The organism is Ralstonia sp. AU12-08, from assembly GCF_000442475.1.
Taxonomy (GTDB): Bacteria; Pseudomonadota; Gammaproteobacteria; order Burkholderiales; family Burkholderiaceae; genus Ralstonia; species Ralstonia insidiosa.
Map to the genome: position 1 here is coordinate 80,282 of NZ_ASZV01000049.1, position 17,645 is coordinate 97,926.

Annotated in this window: 25 protein-coding genes; 23 read left to right on the forward strand and 2 right to left on the reverse strand. The window is 60.3% G+C overall.

Features of this window, described 5'->3' with window-relative positions; all coding sequences use genetic code 11:
- Nucleotide 1 precedes the first annotated feature (1 nt).
- Nucleotides 2–436, reverse strand: a complete 435-nt coding sequence (locus C404_RS55260) for a hypothetical protein (protein ID WP_012435670.1) — start codon at nt 434–436, stop codon at nt 2–4.
- Nucleotides 437–608: 172 nt separating this feature from the next.
- On the opposite strand from C404_RS55260, the gene C404_RS55265 reads away from it, so the two are divergent.
- The 19 genes from C404_RS55265 (at nt 609) to C404_RS55335 (ending at nt 15,259) form a co-directional block, all read left to right on the forward strand.
- Nucleotides 609–1,097 (forward strand): hypothetical protein, encoded by a 489-nt coding sequence (locus C404_RS55265; RefSeq protein WP_012435671.1) that lies wholly within the window; start codon nt 609–611, stop codon nt 1,095–1,097.
- 351 nt (nt 1,098–1,448) lie between these two features.
- Nucleotides 1,449–1,823 (forward strand): hypothetical protein, encoded by a 375-nt coding sequence (locus C404_RS55270; RefSeq protein ID WP_012435674.1) that lies wholly within the window; start codon nt 1,449–1,451, stop codon nt 1,821–1,823.
- Complete coding sequence (locus C404_RS55275; protein WP_012435675.1) at nt 1,820–2,752, forward strand: N-6 DNA methylase; 933 nt, start codon at nt 1,820–1,822, stop codon at nt 2,750–2,752. The genes C404_RS55270 and C404_RS55275 overlap by 4 nt, the downstream gene beginning before the upstream one ends.
- A gap of 266 nt (nt 2,753–3,018) precedes the next feature.
- Nucleotides 3,019–4,683, forward strand: a complete 1,665-nt coding sequence (locus C404_RS55280; protein ID WP_012435676.1) for a PRTRC system ParB family protein — start codon at nt 3,019–3,021, stop codon at nt 4,681–4,683.
- 44 nt (nt 4,684–4,727) lie between these two features.
- Nucleotides 4,728–5,213 carry a PRTRC system protein E gene (locus C404_RS55285; RefSeq protein ID WP_012435677.1) on the forward strand — a complete coding sequence of 162 codons (486 nt, stop codon included), beginning with the start codon at nt 4,728–4,730 and terminating at the stop codon, nt 5,211–5,213.
- 9 nt (nt 5,214–5,222) lie between these two features.
- Nucleotides 5,223–5,441: a PRTRC system protein C gene (locus C404_RS55290; protein ID WP_012435678.1), complete on the forward strand. Its 219-nt coding sequence runs from the start codon at nt 5,223–5,225 to the stop codon at nt 5,439–5,441.
- Entirely contained in the window at nt 5,434–5,652 is a 219-nt protein-coding gene (locus C404_RS60755; protein ID WP_012435679.1) for a hypothetical protein, read from the forward strand. The genes C404_RS55290 and C404_RS60755 overlap by 8 nt, the downstream gene beginning before the upstream one ends.
- A gap of 32 nt (nt 5,653–5,684) precedes the next feature.
- Nucleotides 5,685–6,677: a PRTRC system protein F gene (locus tag C404_RS0130465; protein ID WP_235180687.1), complete on the forward strand. Its 993-nt coding sequence runs from the start codon at nt 5,685–5,687 to the stop codon at nt 6,675–6,677.
- Nucleotides 6,678–6,685: 8 nt separating this feature from the next.
- Nucleotides 6,686–7,408 (forward strand): PRTRC system protein B, encoded by a 723-nt coding sequence (locus C404_RS55295; protein WP_012435681.1) that lies wholly within the window; start codon nt 6,686–6,688, stop codon nt 7,406–7,408.
- 1 nt (nt 7,409) lies between these two features.
- Nucleotides 7,410–8,051, forward strand: coding sequence for a PRTRC system protein A (locus tag C404_RS55300; protein ID WP_012435682.1), 642 nt, complete (start codon nt 7,410–7,412; stop codon nt 8,049–8,051).
- A 5-nt stretch (nt 8,052–8,056) separates the two neighbouring features.
- Nucleotides 8,057–8,848, forward strand: a complete 792-nt coding sequence (locus C404_RS55305) for a PRTRC system ThiF family protein (protein WP_029674028.1) — start codon at nt 8,057–8,059, stop codon at nt 8,846–8,848.
- Nucleotides 8,849–9,127: 279 nt separating this feature from the next.
- Nucleotides 9,128–9,658, forward strand: coding sequence for a hypothetical protein (locus C404_RS60160; RefSeq protein WP_021197371.1), 531 nt, complete (start codon nt 9,128–9,130; stop codon nt 9,656–9,658).
- 372 nt (nt 9,659–10,030) lie between these two features.
- Nucleotides 10,031–12,106, forward strand: coding sequence for an SPFH domain-containing protein (locus tag C404_RS55315; protein WP_012435685.1), 2,076 nt, complete (start codon nt 10,031–10,033; stop codon nt 12,104–12,106).
- Between the two features lie 120 nt (nt 12,107–12,226).
- Nucleotides 12,227–12,502 (forward strand): hypothetical protein, encoded by a 276-nt coding sequence (locus C404_RS0130470; protein WP_225694722.1) that lies wholly within the window; start codon nt 12,227–12,229, stop codon nt 12,500–12,502.
- A 138-nt stretch (nt 12,503–12,640) separates the two neighbouring features.
- Nucleotides 12,641–13,024, forward strand: coding sequence for a hypothetical protein (locus tag C404_RS55320; protein ID WP_012435687.1), 384 nt, complete (start codon nt 12,641–12,643; stop codon nt 13,022–13,024).
- A gap of 319 nt (nt 13,025–13,343) precedes the next feature.
- Entirely contained in the window at nt 13,344–13,769 is a 426-nt protein-coding gene (locus C404_RS55325; RefSeq protein ID WP_012435688.1) for a hypothetical protein, read from the forward strand.
- Between the two features lie 252 nt (nt 13,770–14,021).
- Nucleotides 14,022–14,186: a hypothetical protein gene (locus C404_RS60500; RefSeq protein ID WP_012435690.1), complete on the forward strand. Its 165-nt coding sequence runs from the start codon at nt 14,022–14,024 to the stop codon at nt 14,184–14,186.
- Between the two features lie 15 nt (nt 14,187–14,201).
- Nucleotides 14,202–14,498: a hypothetical protein gene (locus C404_RS55330; RefSeq protein WP_012435691.1), complete on the forward strand. Its 297-nt coding sequence runs from the start codon at nt 14,202–14,204 to the stop codon at nt 14,496–14,498.
- A 461-nt stretch (nt 14,499–14,959) separates the two neighbouring features.
- Nucleotides 14,960–15,259 (forward strand): glycine zipper 2TM domain-containing protein, encoded by a 300-nt coding sequence (locus tag C404_RS55335; protein WP_225694730.1) that lies wholly within the window; start codon nt 14,960–14,962, stop codon nt 15,257–15,259.
- A 67-nt stretch (nt 15,260–15,326) separates the two neighbouring features.
- Here C404_RS55335 and C404_RS60875 read toward each other — a convergent pair whose 3' ends face one another.
- Nucleotides 15,327–15,452 (reverse strand): hypothetical protein, encoded by a 126-nt coding sequence (locus C404_RS60875; RefSeq protein ID WP_257019857.1) that lies wholly within the window; start codon nt 15,450–15,452, stop codon nt 15,327–15,329.
- Nucleotides 15,453–15,576: 124 nt separating this feature from the next.
- Between C404_RS60875 and C404_RS0130475 the strand changes: the two genes are divergently transcribed.
- The 4 genes from C404_RS0130475 (at nt 15,577) to C404_RS55355 (ending at nt 17,582) form a co-directional block, all read left to right on the forward strand.
- The gene (locus C404_RS0130475) at nt 15,577–15,810 is read left to right on the forward strand and encodes a hypothetical protein (protein ID WP_012435694.1); all 234 of its coding nucleotides are present in this window, start codon (nt 15,577–15,579) and stop codon (nt 15,808–15,810) included.
- 181 nt (nt 15,811–15,991) lie between these two features.
- Complete coding sequence (locus tag C404_RS55345) at nt 15,992–16,372, forward strand: hypothetical protein (RefSeq protein WP_012435695.1); 381 nt, start codon at nt 15,992–15,994, stop codon at nt 16,370–16,372.
- A gap of 12 nt (nt 16,373–16,384) precedes the next feature.
- Nucleotides 16,385–16,855 (forward strand): hypothetical protein, encoded by a 471-nt coding sequence (locus C404_RS55350; protein WP_012435696.1) that lies wholly within the window; start codon nt 16,385–16,387, stop codon nt 16,853–16,855.
- A gap of 295 nt (nt 16,856–17,150) precedes the next feature.
- Nucleotides 17,151–17,582 carry a hypothetical protein gene (locus C404_RS55355; RefSeq protein ID WP_021197375.1) on the forward strand — a complete coding sequence of 144 codons (432 nt, stop codon included), beginning with the start codon at nt 17,151–17,153 and terminating at the stop codon, nt 17,580–17,582.
- Nucleotides 17,583–17,645: the final 63 nt, after the last annotated feature.

Below are 17,645 nucleotides of genomic sequence, written 5' to 3' on the forward strand. Positions count from 1 at the left end.
GTCAGGCGAGGGTCAGTTGTGTGTCAACGAGAGACGCGCGAAACGCCGCATCCCTCTCCCGGATCGCCGCACGGCGGCGCTCGCCCTCGCCGGTTTGCTGCTCAACTACATAGATGAAGTTGTTGGGAGTGGTGGGGCCACGCCATGCTCGCCACGCTTCCTGGATGTGGGCACGAACGGCCGCCGGTTGGGCGAAGTACATGCTGCGACCTTTGCGCCAGTGTTTGGCCTGGAGCGCGCGCATACGCAGCTCCAGACTGTCGGAACGACGCTGGCGCAGGGCGATTTCGTCAGCGACGGTGCGTTGTGACTCGGCTATGTGCTCGGGAAACAGGGGATAGCGCGCACGCTCGCGGGCCTGCTTGCGAGCGAAAGCGGCCTCGCGGCGCGAGGTAAAATCGATCGGGTAGTAACGGAGATAACGTGTGAAGCGCATGTCGGAAAACCATCGGGATATGGTTCCAAGTTACCGGCATGGCTGCGAAGTCAATGGCGCCGGTTGAGCGAACTGGCCGGTACGATTTTGGGGCGGGCAACGACGATCGAATCAAGCAAAAGCTCGATATTCGCGTGGGCTTTCGCCGCATTCCCACACCACAGCACACGACATGCGAGAAGTTGAAATAGGCGGCCGCCCAAAGGCCGAACCCTGCTCCCAGTTTGGGGAGGCTGAAGACCAGGCACTGGCCAGCATTGAGGCGCAGGCCTTCGCGCGCATGCTGGATCGCGTCTTCTGGTTCCCGGAGCCGCATGTGCTGCGGTTCGAGGCGCGCGTGCATTCGGATTCGCAAGGCATACACCACACTGTGGTGGGGGTTGTTGGGCACGGCGGCGAAGCGTGGTTCAGCGAGGACCTCATTCCAGCTCGTTGGGACTATGTGGCGTTCAAGGAGATTGGCTGGAGCGTCTCCAAGCTACTACGCAACAAGCTCATCGCTGACGGCGTGCTTCGTGAGGACGCACCGGGCCTGCTGGCGGGGTTGATGCCAGACTTCTCAGGGATGCAAGAACCAGAGGAGAAGGACCACTATCGCTGGGCCGTCGTCAATCGCTTGCGGAGCGCTGCAATGACGCGGCCGATGCCAGGAAGGTGGTAGCGGGCTGGGCGCGCGTGCGCGCAGCTGCTGGAAAATGCAGAGCAACTGCGATATTCTGAAACGGTTTGCCGCGTCTACGACGCATCGATTTTGACCGCCATCTGGGCGGCCTACATCTTGTTTCCCCCACAGCTGTAGGGTCCGGTTTCATCTCCGACACTGCACGTGTCGGCCTATCGTTCGCATTCTGCGGCCGGTCTTTCCCTTGAACACCTGAGCGAACTTCGCTACGTCGCGGTGTGCCTACGCACGCCGATTCGTTAGCGCTGGTCGGTCAGGTCGTTCCATCTTCTTCCCCGCTGGGAGCCGTCCCAGCAGGGACGTCTCTCGTCCATTTTCTGGAGACGTTCCATGTTCAACGCCGTTATTCAGCGTTTCAAAGAAGCACAGCTCAAAGCCTTCGAAAGCTACCTGGTGGTGGCTCGTTTCGAACAGGAGGCCTTGCCAATCCTCGATCCATCGTTGCGTGCAACGCGGATCAGGAAAGAAGCTGAGGTAACACACGAGTTCGAGCTGTTCTGTGTGCGAATTGCACGTGCTGTTGTGGAGACTGTGCGCAGCAATGCTTCGACTAGTGTGGCATCGACTATCGATGTGGAATCGGAACTCCGGGTCGCTGAAGCCGACATCAAAGCCGCTCTGGCTATTGGCGCGGTCCCCGACATGGATGCCTTTTGCGCATCGCTGAACCAGCGCTTCAATGTGCGAGTTGGGGCTCTGCAATGAGCAGGGCAGCACAACGCCGGCACCTGGAGACCGCCGACGAACACCAAAAGGCCTTGGTCGATTTGATCAAGGCCTTCGGGTACCGTCACCGCGCAAGCGATGTGTTCTCCGACTTCGTTGAGATGTCCGCACTGAGCCTCAGCAATGCGGTCGATCTCGCTCAGCGAGACGGCCGAGAGGCTCGGTACATGGAGATCGTCAAGAAGTACACCAAAGAAGAAGTGGACCAGTTCCCGAAGATGCTTGGCCACCTCGTGCTCACTTACGAGCGCCGGATGACTGATGTCCTTCCCGGGTCGCCGGCGCCGGTCAGAGTCGCCGGTGGCTTTGGCGATGTGCTTGGTCACACCTACATGCTGCTTGAGCTGGGCAACGATAGGGCGGGGCAGTTTTTCACGCCCTATTCGGTATCCAGCATGATGGCTGCGATGCAGGTCAATGACCATGATCCGGACGTCGCGGAACATGGCTTCATCACCGTGATGGAGCCAACCTGCGGCGCTGGTGGCATGGTGATCGCAATGGCGGAGGCTATGCATCAGGCGGGCCACAACTACCAGACGGCCATGCATGCAACGTGCATCGATATCGATCCACGGTGCGTACACATGACGTATGTGCAGCTGGCCTTGCTCCATATCCCTGCGGTTGTCATCCTTGGCAACTCATTGATGCTTGAGGAGCGCGAGGTTTGGTACACACCAGCGCACGTGCTTGGCGGGTGGAACCGGAAACTGGCTGCGCGTGAGCGTAGCCAGGAAACCTCCCCGCCCGTTGATTCCGAACGCAATTTCGTGCCCGCAGAAATGGGTACGGTCCTGTCGATTCTGGAGGCGATTGAACCGCCGCAAGCGCCGGCCATCATTGAAGCGGTGCCGCAACAGCACGCTGAAATTGCCCGGCAACGTGAGCAATTGTCGTTGTTCTAGGTTGGCCACTGGCCGGCCTCGCGCAAGAGCGGGTCCCCATCTGCGGAGGGGGATCCGCTGTCTGGCACCGCAGACGTGTTTCCGGTATTCTCAAAGCTCACTCCGCGTCTTTGACGCATCGATCTCCTGATCGCAGGACGCGCAGCGTCTCGCGGTTGTCCGAGGGCCAGCGGTTCGGTGGCCCTCGCTTTCATTTTCCATCCCATCGGGAACCTGTTCCCGGTGCGGCAACGGGTTCCCCTTTTCCATCCCTGGAGAACCCACAAATGCAAGAAAACCAACAGAGCGTCACCGTCAAACTCGGCCAAATCCGGCCGGGCAAGAACCCCCGGAAGTACTTCGATCCCGCGAAAATGGCGGAGATCACGGAGTCCATCCGTGAGGATGGCGTAATTCAACCTGTACTGGTGCGCCCTCTTGAGGACGGCACCTACGAACTGGTCGCTGGCGAGCGCCGGTACCGTGGGGCGAAAGCTGCCTGCGGTGACGATTACGACATGCCCGTTGTCATCCGTGAGATGACGGAAGGGGAAGCGCGCCGGCTGGCGCTCATCGAGAACGTTCAGCGCGCCGACATGGCGCCGTCTGAAGAAGCCGTTGCGGCCGCGGACATCGTTGGGGACCTGAAAGGTGACCGCGATGAAGCTGCCCGCCAACTCGGCTGGCCGCGATCGACCCTCGACCGCCGGCTGGCGCTAATGAACTGCAGTCCTGCGGTGCTGGACGCGCTGAACACGCGTTCCATCCAGCTTGGGCATGCCGAGCTGCTTGCGACCCTGACGAAGGAAAAGCAGGACCTGTTCTTGCCGATCATTCTGCAAGAGAAAAAGACGGTGGCGGACCTCAAGAAGGCCATCGAACAAGCTGCCTGCAACCTGAAGGACGCGATCTTCGACAAGAGCGAGTGTGCGACATGCGCGCACAACTCGGAATTGCAGTCGGTGATGTTTTCCGAGGCGATTTCCTCCGGTAGCTGTACCAACCCGACCTGCTACAAGGGCAAGACCGAGACGCAGCTGGAAGGTATCTCGTACGGCCTGAAGGACGAATACCCGGTTATCCGTATCGTCCGCGCTGGCGACAACCACACGCGCGTGCAATTGCAGGTGGAGGGACCGACGGGAGTCGGTGCCGAACAGGCGAAAGCATGTCACGGCTGCCAGAATTTCGGCGCCGCGGTGAGTGGTCTGCCGGACAGCCTGGGCAAGGTCTTCCGTGGTCAGTGTTTTGATCCGTCCTGCAATGCCAAGAAGGTTGCAGCGAGGATCAAGGCCGAGCGCGCTGAAGCGCCGTCTACTGTTAAGGGCCCCAAAGCCGCGCCGGCCAAGGAGGGCGCGGACAAGGGCGGAAAGGCCGAACACGCGGCCACGTCGATTGCCGAGTCGGACAAGGTGAAGACCTACCGACAAGGGGTGTGGCGCAAGGCGCTACGCCGGGAGGTGGCGGCCAACGAAGCAACGGCCAACCACTATCTCCTCGCACTTTCGCTGTCCGGTCATGCACGCACCATCACCAGCGACAAGATGGGGACGCTCTTTGAACGGATCGCGGACGAGACCAGCTCTCCCACCGATCTCTCGAAGAACCTTATCTCTGTGGCCGGCCTGGCTACTGACAAGCGGCTCAATCTGACGATCTCGCTCGCGCTTGCCGCGATCGAAGGAATCGATGTGCCTGTCTTGACGTCGCTCTGCAAGTACCACGCGCTCGACCTGACCAAGCACTGGAACCTTCAGAAATCCAAGGATTTTCTGGAACTCCTGACCAAATCGGAGTTGAAGGCTCTCGCCGACGAGCTGGGCATGCGCAACGCGCTCGGCGATCGCTTTTCCAAGCTGTTCAACCAATCGAAGCTCGAAGTCATTGAGGCCCTCCTCAAGGTAGACGGGTTTGACTACACGGGCAAGGTGCCCAAGGTCTTGAAGTTCTGACCACGCCTCGCTTCCCCATCCCATTCATTTTCAAGGAAATCCCTATGTTTCAAGAACTGGTGCCGCTCGTGAAGGCGAGCGACAAGGTTGTTATCACCCTTTCAATGCAGGGTGACGAGATGACCGTGGTCGTCGCGCCGACCGTCAGCAAGCCGGACGACGCAGCCCTGGTTGCGCCGATTGCTCTGACGGCCACGCCGGCGGAGTTGGATGCTGAGTTTGCCAATGCGATCGGTGGTGTGACGCAGGCCCGCCAGGGTCTCGCCGAACAGGTCGAGTCCACGAAGGCGGTGATTCAAGCGGCTACCGCTGCTCAGTCGAACAAGGCGACCAAGGCCCTCGCGACATCCAATCGCGCCAATCCGAAGTTGCCGGCGCCCAAGTCGAAAGGCATGGACGACGACGATGACGATGGTGTGGTCGATGTTGAGGTCACTGAAACGACGTCCGGTAGCACGAGTTCGTCAGCTAAAGATGCGCAAGGCGACAAAAAATCGTCTGGCACCTCCCTCGCTGATCTGCTCGGTTAAGGAGAAGCCATGGCTATCACCATCAACACGGTCAAGCGCGAGTTTTCCTACAACGGCATGACGCTTGCCGATCCGGGAACGCAGTTCACTCCGGACCAAGTGCGCGACATGTACACCGCCCAGTATCCCGAACTCACCACGGCAGCCGTGGAGGGTCCGGAGTACAAGGGGGAAAACGCTGTGTACAAGTTCGTGCGTGCCGCGGGCGCAAAGGGCAACCATGCGTAAGCGCGATCTGATGAATGCGTTGGCCGATCCGGTCAGCATCAATGGAACTGAGAAACCGCCCGATAGGGCGGTTTTTCTACATGATGAGGAGGTGGAATCGTGTTGTTCGATTCTTGCCAAGGTTTATCAGGCTTCAGTGAAAGCCTCACCGGCGGGGCGGCATGTCGATTCGATTCCCCTGCCGGACATAGAGCTGCCGATGGTTTTCTAACACTCCCGGCCATTTCACAATGCGTTCCAGCGATTGCACGCCTTCGGCATACCGACGAGGGAGACCTTACCGGTCTGATACGGGCGCATTTCGAGGCTGGTCCGCTCTCGCCGCGCGACGCTCGCTCCAGCGGCAATGCTGGTGACATGTTCGCAGAGGCGATGTTCGCGTGGCTGCGGCGACGCACACCGACGTGCAAGCGGCTTCTGTTTGGGTTCGCTTTGCTCGACCAGGCGGCAGCACGCGATCAGGTCGATCAGTTTGGATGGGAGACGGACCTCTCGGCGCCGTTGTACTTGGCGATCGAGTTGCCTCATGAGCAGATCTTCGAGATTGGCGCACGGATGCACCCACTGCAGCGCGCCCACCCCGGGCTCTTGTGCTCTGTGATGGCGCTGATCAACGAAGCGTCCTGCAACTCGCTCTTCTTGCGCACACCGAGTTACTTCCTGGAGATGTTCGCCAGGTGGTGGTGGGATTGGGATGAGGGTGTGTCCGACGAGAACGCGAGGGAGAGTCTTGCTGATCGCCTTGGGGCTGACAGTGAGGACATCGAGCGCTACCTGCCTTCCAATGTTCGTCCGGTCCTGGCGCCGGAAGAAATGTTCCCCGAGCGCGGCAAGCGCAAGGGCCGGAAAGGCCCTCGGCGGTCCGTTCTCAAGAGGTCGGAGGTGCTGGAGCTGGCGCGTTCGTCAAGTCGCTGGATTCAGCGGGTATGCCGCGCGATGCTGCAGCTGGAAGATGCACTGCAGCGCGCCAAGGGCTCGAAGCTCTTCGAACATTCGCAATGGGCCGAACCTGCATATTCGGCCGCTTCCATTGCGGTGTTTTCCGAAGAGTGGATCGGCGAACTGCTGGATGACCATTTCGAATGCATTAGCAATAGCGGAGAGGCGACGATGTACCAGGTGCTGATTCCGCTGGCGAGCGACCCGCAACAGGTGCCCAAGCAGTATGAGGACCTGTCGCGCATGTTCGAGATCGTAAAGGCTCTCGACCAATTACTGACCATCATTTCACGATAGGAGGCCCCATGGCCAAGATCTTGACCGCCAGTCGGTCTCATGACGTGGCCCTGCAAGGGGCCATTTTGCTGTATGGGCCGGCCGAGGGGCAGTTCACATACTCGACGGCACACCGCATCACTCACGAGGCGGGGACTCGAAAGCCTGCAATCGGCCCGGGTGTTCCGCTCAATCGGCGAGCACTCATTCACGCTGTGACCCAGGTTGCTTTGTCAGCGTTGCCGAAGGGCGAGTTCCTGACGCCGAACGTACTGTCCGTGAGCACGCGCGCCGTAACGTGGTGGTGCCCGCCGGCGATTCGCCGGGTGTTCTTTCAATGCAAAGAATTGGGTACGCGCAGTGCGGTAGTGCCGCACCCGGGCTTGGTGTTCCAGGCGGCCAATGACGGGTTCAGCGTGTTTGCCTTGATGGAGGACGTCAGGCCGACGCCGGAATCCATGCTGCACGAGCCGCCGTACTTCAATACGTGGGACGTGGGAAGGATTTGCATCGGCTCTGCGCAGGTTCCGAAGCAGATCGATGTCGCTTCGATTGCCGGTTGGGAAGAAGCCTTCTTCTCGTCGGCCTTCACGCATCCAAACCGCGGCGCCCAACGCGTCAAGTTCGAAAGAGGTGTGTACGCCTTCTGGAAGGAGATGCTCGATGGCAACTTTGCCGAGTACCCGAAGGAAGTGCTCATTCCGTTGAAGAAATCGCTCGGTGATCTCATCGCCGGCAAAGTTGGAGGTTGAAATGCATCCGATGGACATGACGCTGCAAGCGTCTTTCCCGACGATCATGGTGCCGAAATTCGGTAGCCTGACACCATTGTCTGGTAGTGGTGAACGCCTGCTGGTGGGAACCAACGGCGTGTTCCTCGAAGTGGTTCGCCCGTGGCTGCGGGTAGTTCGCAAGATCGCAAGCTACGAAGTCGAAACTGCCGTCCCCTACGGGACTGTCAATGAGGAGACCGAGTTGCCATGCGGTCAACTTCCAGCTGAACTGGTTGGCCAGTTTGGCGAGATGGCGCGTGCGTCGATGCCGAACGAAACCGGTGCTTGGATCGTCTGGAATGGCGTCTCGTGCGAGTTCCGGCTCGTCCCTGTCGCAATCTTGGATCACGGCTCCGGACATCTGCGTTACGACCGGCCGGTGCTGCAGGAAAACGAGCACTTGGTCATGGACTGCCATTCCCATGGCACGTTTGAAGCCTTCTTCTCGGGAACCGACAATCAGGACGACAGGCACGACGTGAAATTTGCGTTCGTGCTGGGCAACTGCGCAAGCATTCGCCCGTCCATGGCGTTAAGGTTGTGCGTCAAGGGCATCTTCGAACGTGTCCACGACATACCGGCCGCCTGGAGGCAGAAGTTCGGCATTCGGGAGGTTGTGTGACCAAAATGACGCATAGCATCCCTCGCGCGATGACAGAGCGGGCATGGCGCATTGCTGTAGTAGGCGCCGGCGGAACGGGGAGTGCGGTTATCCCAAGTCTGGCGCGGCTCCATCACGCCATGCTCGAACTTGGCCATCCCGGTGGTATCGACTGTGTCGTCTATGACGATGACACGGTCAGTGAGAGCAACGTCGGCCGCCAGGGCTTCTATCCAGCGGATGTCGGTCGGCACAAGGCTGCTCTTCTGGTCAATCGGTTGAATGTGCTCATGGGCACCAACTGGCAGGCGGAAGTGCAGCGTATCAATGCCAATGATCGGTTCTGCTGTGATTTGGTCGTTGGATGTGTGGATACGAGGGCGGCGCGAAAGGCCATCCTCAAGGCCATGCAACGCGGCACGGGCGGCTACTATCTCGATTGCGGCAATGAGACCGATCGTGGTCAAGTCATCCTTGGCCAAGTTCGCGGCCGGGCTGAACATCGCCTACCTCACGTCGGCGACCTGTTTCCTGAGCTGATTGATCCGAAGCGCGATGCAAAGGACACGGCGCCGTCTTGTTCGATGGAGGATGCGCTGCGCAAGCAGTCGCTGGTCATCAACCAGGCGATTGCAGTGCAAGCCTTCAATTTGCTTTGGACATTGTTCCGCACCGGGACGCTGCAGTACAGCGGTGTGTTTGTAAATCTCGAAGCGGGGCGCACGAGTCCGCTCCCGGTAGACCCGGAGGCATGGGCGCGATTCGGGTACGTGCCGAGTATGCGCAAGGCGCAGAAGCCGCCGCGAATTGCTGCTTGATTGAACATGGCCATCCTCCGAAGGATGGCCTTTTTTCTTTCTGAGCGGCATTGAGAGTCGACCGGGATGTTGTGCTGCAGCCGCTGCGCGAGGTTGCCTAGGAGTGCGCAGAACGTGCCTCTGGTGCGTGTTCCTTTGCATCGAATATCCTGCCTTCTTATCTCGCGCTTCTCGCGCATCGATTCCGCGCCACACGGTGCTACCAACAGGCCTTGCCACGTTCTTCGGGGCATCTTGGCTTTCATCCCACCGGGAACTCATTCCCGGTGCGGGCATGGGTTGCCTCGCATTGACGCCGAGATAGAGCGCACCAACGCGGAGCTGGATGCGCACATTGCCCAGTCCACGGCTTCCGCCGAGCAGAGCGCGGATCTGCTCGCCCTGCTTGGGCAGGTGAAAGCCAAGAAGGTGCCGTTGCCCGCCCAGGCAGAGGCACAGATCAGGAAGATTGCCGATGTTGCTCGCGAGAGGACAGCATTGAATTCTCGTCGTCAGCAGACCAGTTCAATGCCTTCCAGACAGCAGTTCGTCGGAAGCGACAAGCTGTCCAGCGACAGCGATGATTTTGATCTCTGGCTGTACATGGCGACAGATGTTCCGACCAGCCTGAGAACGCTGCTACTCAGTGCGCTCAACTCGTATCATCATGGCATGCCGACTGATTCACATGGACAATTCTCGGGCGCTGGGACGTCCGGGAACTGGGGCGATGACGCTCCGGATCAGAGAGCCTCGGATGCTGCTGCAGCTGCCATGGGGCTCGAAGCGCTGGCTATCTCGACAGATGACAGTCTCGGGCGCTACTCCTGACACGTTCGAAATCTTGAGCAAGCGGGGACGCGAGATGATCGAAGAGGCGAAGAGCGAGAACGCACCGAGCTTCTTCCTGCCGCCTGGGGGGAGCAGCTACTGCCGGACGCGTCCTCGGTGAAGTGCTCGCAGTGCCAGTGTTCGGATAGTGGGCCGGCCAAGCCCATACCCGATGCCAGCCATTGAATCCGAAGAAAGGCGGCAGAAAAAACAGGGCTCTTGTCGATCATTCTGTTCTGCGCGACAGACATAATCGTGTTGCGGCGGTGCCAAGGTTTGCGCGCACAACGCCGTTGCCCCCAAAGGGTTTGCAACTCCTGACCAGGAACATGTTCCTGGCAGTGCAGAACACACAAGAACCTGGATTTCTCTATGGATTACCTCCTCGGTCATATTTGGCAGATTGTGGGTGCAATCGCAGTGATCAGTATCGCAGCAGCCTACCGCCAAGTGCTCTGGCTGTTTGGCGTCATCATCGTCCCCGATGACAGCATTGGCGTCGTGACGAAGAAATTCGTTCTCTTCGGCTCAAACCGCAGTCTCCCCGACGGGCGCATCTTGGCGCTGACCGGCGAAGCTGGTTACCAGGCGGACACGCTCGCCCCGGGCCTCCATTGGGCGCTCTGGCCGTGGCAGTACGCAGTTGAGCTGAAGAAGTTCGTGACGATCCCGGTGGGGAAGGTTGGGGTCGTCGAAGCCTGTGACGGCCATCCTCTGCCGAGCGGCCGCATTCTTGCGAAACGCATCAACTGCGACATGTTTCAGGACGCGCGGCAGTTCCTCGAGGGAGATGGCCAACGTGGCCCGCAGATCGATGTAATTCCGCCGGGCACGTATCGGGTCAATCCCCTGCTGTTCAAGGTCACGCTCGCGGATACCATCACGATCCCGCCCAGCCAGATCGGCGTCGTGGAAGCCCGTGACGGCTCACCGTTGCCGGCGGGCCGCGTAATCGCCAAGCAGGTAGTGTGTGACTCCTACCAGGATGGCGCTTCGTTCCTGGAAAACGGTGGTGAGCGTGGGCCGCAGAGTGGCATCATCGCCCCGGGTTCCTATCGCATCAACCCGGTACTCTTCGATGTCAATGTGGCCGAAGTGGTGGACATTCCCGACAACAAAGTCGGCATCGTGACTACGCGCGAAGGCAAGCCCTTGGGGCGGGGCGAAATCGCTGGCCCGGAAGTGCCTGACCACAACATGTTCCAGAATCCGCAGGCGTTCATCCAGAACGGGGGCTGCAAGGGTTTGCAGGAACAGGTGCTCCTCGCCGGCCGCTACTTCATCAACCCGCGCTTCGCCACCGTTGACGTCGTCGATATGACCGAGGTACCGATTGCCCACGTCGGCGTGGTGATCGCCTATGTCGGCAACGAGGGACGGGACGTTTCCGGCGATTCCTTCAAGCATGCCAACCTCGTCTCGCGTGGTGAGAAGGGAGTATGGGCCGAGCCGCTCGATCCGGGCAAGTATCCGATCAATCCCTACACCCACAAGATCCGCAATGTGCCGACCGCAAACGTCGTGCTGAACTGGGCGGCAGGGAAATCGGAGGCCCACAAGCTCGACGCCAATCTGTCGACCATCACGGTACGCTCGGCAGATGGCTTCAAGTTCAACCTCGATGTCAGCCAGATCATCCACATTCCGCGCAACGATGCTCCGAAGGTCATTGCCCGATTCGGTGATATGTCCGCGCTGGTGACGCAGGTCCTTGAACCGACCATTGGCAACTACTTCCGTAACAGCGCCCAGGCCTCCGACATCATCGACTTCCTGCGTGAGCGGTCGAAGCGTCAGGACGACGCCCGAAAGGCCATCGGTGACGCGCTGGCTGAGTACAACGTCGGCGCGGTTGACACGCTGATCGGCGACATCGTGCCACCCGAGCAGCTGATGCAGACCCTGACCGACCGGAAGCAGGCCGAGCAGGAGAGAGTCACGTTCGAAACCCAGAAGCAAGCCCAAGCCGTCCGTCAGGAGCTGGAGCAAGCGACGGCCCTGGCCAATACCCAGGCGAAGGTGGTCGACGCAGAGCGTCAGGTGTCCATCTCGGAGTTCAACGCTCGGGCGGCGGTGAAGCAGGCCGAGGGTGAAGCGCAAGCTAAGACGATCAACGCGGAAGCGGACGCCAAGGTGGTCAGGCTGGTGGGTGAAGCGGAGGCCGCGAAGGTCGAGGCCATCGGTACCGCGGAGGCCAGCGTCATCAAGCAGAAGATCGACTCGATGGAGAGCGGCAACTACGCCGTCGTCCAGGTCGCGGAGGCGCTTGCCGGCTCCGGGATGAAGCTGGTGCCGGATGTCGTTGCAACCGGCGGCAGCGGTAGTGGTGGCGGTACTCTCGTGGAAGTGCTGCTGGCCAATCTGATTCGCGATGGCATGCACAAGGGAAGTGGTCTGCCCTTGAATGGCGAGTCAGCGGTCAAGCCCGAAGCCCTCCCGGCCCCCTAAGCCAGCGCGATGAACGCGGGGAGACATAACATCGGGACGGAGCATTGGCGTGGTGCCGGGGCGCCTTTTCTGCGTCAGCGCGCGAAGCGGGGATTGGGCCGACTGTTACTGACGGCCCTGATGTCAGCTCCAAGCGTTGCGCTCGTGTTGGCGGATCAACTGGTTTCGGCCACGCACGAACTGGAGCTGGTGCTCTTCAATACGCTGCTTGCCAGCACGCCGGGCCCGATCGCGGAGGAGGTCTATCGAGCGATCGCCGGTGCCGAGAGCACCATTCGCGTGCTGCAGCGGTCGATGTTTGCGGCTCTTGTCGTGGCCACAGGCTTGGGGGCGGTGGGTGTCTTCCAGGTCTGGCGCGGTCCTCGCAAGCGAGCAGATGAGCCTCGCCGTGCTTAAGCTCCCGGTGATGGCGGCGCCGTGTCGAGTTGAGGTCGTGGGCGTGCCACCAGTGCGCCCACGGCCTTTGCCGTGCGAAGTCGCGCGTCTGCGTTGTGAGAGCGTACGAACGACCATTCGGAATGTCTGGTGCACACAATGAACCCCGAACCCAAGCCCAAAAAGCCACTCAGGTGGCGGATTCTCGCCCTCATGGTGCAATGCGCCGCCGTGGCGATCGCACTGAATGCGGTGCTGGTGCTATTTGGCGTCATCTCGAATCCCGCAGAGCAACGCCGCGAAGTTGATGCCGTGACGTACCGCATCCTGGCGGACGGCTATACGGCGGGCTCACCCGTGTACCGCGCAGCCGTTCGTGATGCGGTGAAAGAGCGTGGGGCGATCATGCTCGCTGATCGGGAGCGGCTGATGGGCATGTGGGCCAAGGCCGCGCCGGTTGGATATGGCGTGCCCGCTGCTATTGGGCCGCGCGAAACCGAGCGAGCGCGCCTTCTGCGCCTTGTGAAAGGCGAATCAAACTAACACTGCCAACAGTTTGCGACTACGTAGACCGGCTAGGAACTTCTTTCGGCGTGTGTGCGCTTCGCGCGTCGGCTACGCAGGTAGAAGGAAAGGGTGAATAAAACAAGGGCGCAGGCTATGCCAACAACACTACTTGGCCAAATCGGATTGGCACTCATCGGAGTGCTCTTCATGTCGGCTTTCAGCCTGGGGGTGATTGCACCATTCAATCGATCGGTTTCATTCGGCGTGATCGCCCTGTGCATTGCGGCGGCAGTCGCATCGTTCGTCATACCGGGATAGGAAAAACGCCGGCTGCGCCGGTAGAAGGAAACAGACCATGTCAATTGCGAACAACAGTACCGATCCGCAGCACCTGCTGGGGCACCTGGCCAGCCAGCCTGTCGCAGCACCGTTCAAAGTGGATTTGTCGAAGCCGACCGACTTGGTTGAAGCGATGTTCGGGCCAGGCGCCAAGATCGTGCATCCGTGCGATGCATTTGCGCGCCGGGCAGGGTGTGCGGACTGGGCGTCTGCGGTGCAGGCGATGAAGGCAGGCAAGGTGCTGGTCGCGCAGGGCCCCAAGGTTGGAAAGTCGATGATGGACCTGATGATGTTCATTGAACAGGTTCGTTCCGAAGGACTCCATTCCTACGCAGACGACCTTGGCCGGATCTGGCTGGGGCTGAAAGAGAACTTTCCGCAGTCCGTGCTCGACCGGCAAGAGCAGGAACAGCATCTGCGTGACCTTCTCATTGGGCGGTAGAAAGAAACATGCCGAGTCGCCGGCCGCCACACTGGGACGAACCACTCTCGCCGCTGTGTGAACACGGCAACGGCTATAGCTGCAAGCATTGCCGCGAAGTGCTTCCTTTCCCGACAGAGCCGTTGCCTCACCAGACCGGGCATCGCCCCAGCGGGAGCAAGCACATTCGCAAGGTGGCGGCCTACAGGACCAGTGATAAGTGCGAAGGAAAGACGCCGGCACCGCGCGGGCTGACGAAATAGGACAACGACGATGAATGCAAAATATGCGCTGCCGGGGTTAGTTGATGCGGTTGGTAGTCTTTTGTGGATGCAGGTTGATCGCTATTCGTTTAGTTCGTACTGGTGGGTTTCAACGCTGATCGCTTTGCTGGTTGCCATGGCCTGGATGGTGGCAGACGGTAAGGCGGAAGGTTGATCGGAAGAACGGATAATGCGTGAGCACGTTGAAATGCAGCTCGGCGAGTGGTTCGTGCGCTTGTTCTGCAAGCTGATCGCACTCGGCGCCGCGATATGCGGGGCTGGTGGCTTCGCGATTATCGGGATGCGGACCATCCTGCCGCTGCTGGATGATGGCAGGTACGTCGAGACCGCGTGCGCAGCCATCGCGTGTGTCGCAGTGCTGTACGGACTCACTCCACTCGCTTTGGCCGTGGACGGATCGCTTCTCCATGCCTTCGGCATGGAGCCGTTGAAAGGGCTTCGACAGGACCCGAATCAAGAGCGATAGAGGGAAAGCCTCGGACGCCTGATCTGATCGTTGCCGCTGTGAAGGCAACAGTCGGACCCGAAAGGGGGTAGCCGGCCGGTGCCTTTTCGGGGATGCTGCGAGTTTTTCAAAATGCGTGTCGACGGCCCCTTTCCGGCGCCAAAGCAAGCTGCTACGATGCCCTTGCTTTCCGCGTCTTAGGCGCATCGATTCACACCAGTCTTTGGCTGGTATCTCTTCTCCCCCCCTTACGGGCCCTCACGCCCGTAGGTGTGATGGGCCCGTTTTTTTCGAGGCCCATCATGTTCAAGTCCTTTTTCTCCGCTGCTCTCGTCGCCTTCTGCGTTCTAGCATCTGGATGCGCTCTTCAATAGAGCTCGCCCGACGTCTACCGCGGCATGGAAGTCATGCGCCGCGGTGATGCCGAGCAGGTCACTGTTGTTCGCGTTCGCAATGTCACGATCACTGGTGACGATGGCTACATGTCCGCATCAAGCGGCATGCCCGGTCTCATCGGGGCAGGCATCAGCGCATTCCTCGGTGGCCGTTCCATCGGTAACGGCAATGGCCGCTATGTCGCCGGCGCAGTCTCCGGCGCCGTGGGCGGTGTGATCACGCAGCAAGTCTCCCAGGTGCTGAACAAGCGCCCGGGCGTAGAAGTCATCGTTCGCACGGATGCTGGGCGAACGTTGGTCGTTACCCAGGATGCCACGCAGCAGTTTGTGGCTCGGGAGCGTCTGTACATGATCTCCAGCGCGGCGGGCTTTCGCCTGACCCGCTGATCCTCTTGGTGGCCGCCGCAAGGCGGTCACCGCCCTGTTGGCGCTGCCAACGCTGCTCCCCCTCCACTCAATGGCCACCCCAACCACAGACGATCTGGCTGTCTATCGTCGGGATCACCGGACGCTGGAAGTCTTCAGCCACCTGACGCGTGGCCGCTGTTCCACCGTCTTCTTCTTCGAATTCAGTTCGCATCCCTCGATCGTTCCGTTCCTGATTCCCAGCTACATGCAGGGCATCACGACGGAGTTGATCCGGGAGGCGGGCCAACAATTCTTGCAACGCGAGGCGGCAGTACTGCCCGTCTAGCCGACCCATCATGAGCGAACAAAATCTCATCCGCTGCACTTCCTCGAAGTACCCAAATCCCGGCGAGGCGAGCGACGCTCTCTCGGGTTCCAGCTGCGTCCCGGGCTTTCGCTTCGGGTATGTCGATCAGGATCACCGAGTGGTGGTGTTCTTCGATGACGCACACCCGGAGAAACCTCTGCCCGAACGCAAGGGGCTGTTGCGCGTCACCGCGCGTGTTCCGCTGCCGCAGCTCCAGCGCTAGTCCGCGGCGCTCCATCCCATAGCAAGCCCGAGAGGGCTTGCCCAACTGCCAACAGTTGGGCAAGCGCTTTTGATCGCGTCACCGACGCATCGAGCTTTGTCTGGCATGCCCAGACCATACCCATCGCGGGACACCGTCCCGCTGGGGTTGGTGTACCGCACTCTTTCATAGGACACCAACGATGAAGATTCCTCAATCCTTTACCCGAAGCCGCTGCCCGTCGAACACGGCCGCCGGCGCAATCCTGCAACGTGATGCTTCACGCGTTCTGCGTCGCGTCGCCAATGACCTGGCGCTGCGTCAACGGGAATATTCGATCCGCACGCGTCGCCAGCGTCGCCGCCTGGTCGACGTCTTCGCGCTGCACACCGACGCGCTGTACTTCGAAATCTCGCACGCGCCGGCGGACCCGAAGGTGTTGGTCCGCTATCGCACCTGCGCCGGCCGTCACGATCTTGGCGGCGGCCGCAACAACGCCGTCTGCCTGGAGTCGCTGGCATCGCCGGAAGGTTACAGCCAGCTTCTGGCCAACCTGCGATTCGTTGCCGGCCGCCGTGGCTAAAGCGAGGCCGCCATGTCCAAACTCATCAAGGTCATTCTGCGCTCGACCAGCGGGGACGAGACATCTGGAAGGGCAGCCATCCAGGCTGACACCGATGTTGTCGTGTTGCCCAACCGGTTGGTGCAGCAGATCGAGTCGGCCAAGGCCGCAGGCGAGGCGTACGTCCTCGTTGCTGCCGAGGATGGCTACGAAATGCCGCTCGTGCACGTCGAAGCGGCGACGTTTCGCTTGAACCGCAAGGGCCGGGCGCGCAAGTCGTTGTGGAGCGTGGTGCGAAGCGCACTTCTCGCGCCAACGCGCGATCAGCGCCAGCAGTACGGTCGTTTCGCTCATACGCTGTCGGCCGCGGCGCTGATCGGTGCTGCCAGCTATTTCAGTGGCAGTCGCGCTTGGACGCTGGGTGCCGTGTCCGATGTCGCTACGTTGATCGCCGTCACTGTTGTACTATTTGTAGTAGGCGCTGTTTTGTCCAAAGGAGACTGACCATGACGCTCGGAATGTTCGCCGCTGTCGTCACGACATTGATCGCGGCATATCTGCTGTGGGCCGACCGACGTGGTCGTCAGCTCAACAACGACTAGCGATTGCTCGACGCTGGCCCAGCCAGCCACACCAAATGACGCACCCATTCGTGGGTGCGTTTTTTTTGCCGTTTCGGCTTTGGCCGAAGCGGCAAAAGCCCTCTTAAGGAGGCTCAACCATGATTTCAATCCGTTCACCCGAATGCCAGGCGTTGGCATACAACTGTAAGCTTGACCCCCTCGGGGCAAGCGTTCTCATGTCGCTCTCGCGCGTCTTGTCGTCGGTTGACCCGATCGGCAGCCGGGAGCTGCAGGAGCGTGCCGAATGGGCGGCAGAACTTGCAGGAATGCAGGCCATCGATAGCGACCGCATTCCGGTCTTTGTAGCCGATGGCGGCTCGCTTGAGATGCACTTTCGCGATGGCCGCCGGCAGGGAAAGGAAGATGACGAATACGCCGAGCGTCACCCACCGACCGTTTGGTTTGGCAGGTGGCGAATGGACTTTGACGGTCTGCGCGAAACACGCGCGAGCGTTGCGCAGTCGCCAGCAGGCTACCTCCCGGGGCTGGAAGTCTCGTACCAAGGCGGAGATTGCGACGTGCATTACGGTGAAGCCGTGCCGACGCTTGAAGAGGCTGTTGCAGTCGCAAAGGAGCGCGAGAGCAATTGGCACCAGGCTGACGATTAAATCTCCACCTCAAGTCGCAGGATGGTCGTCAGTCATTGACGCCGCCGCATCACCATTTCATCC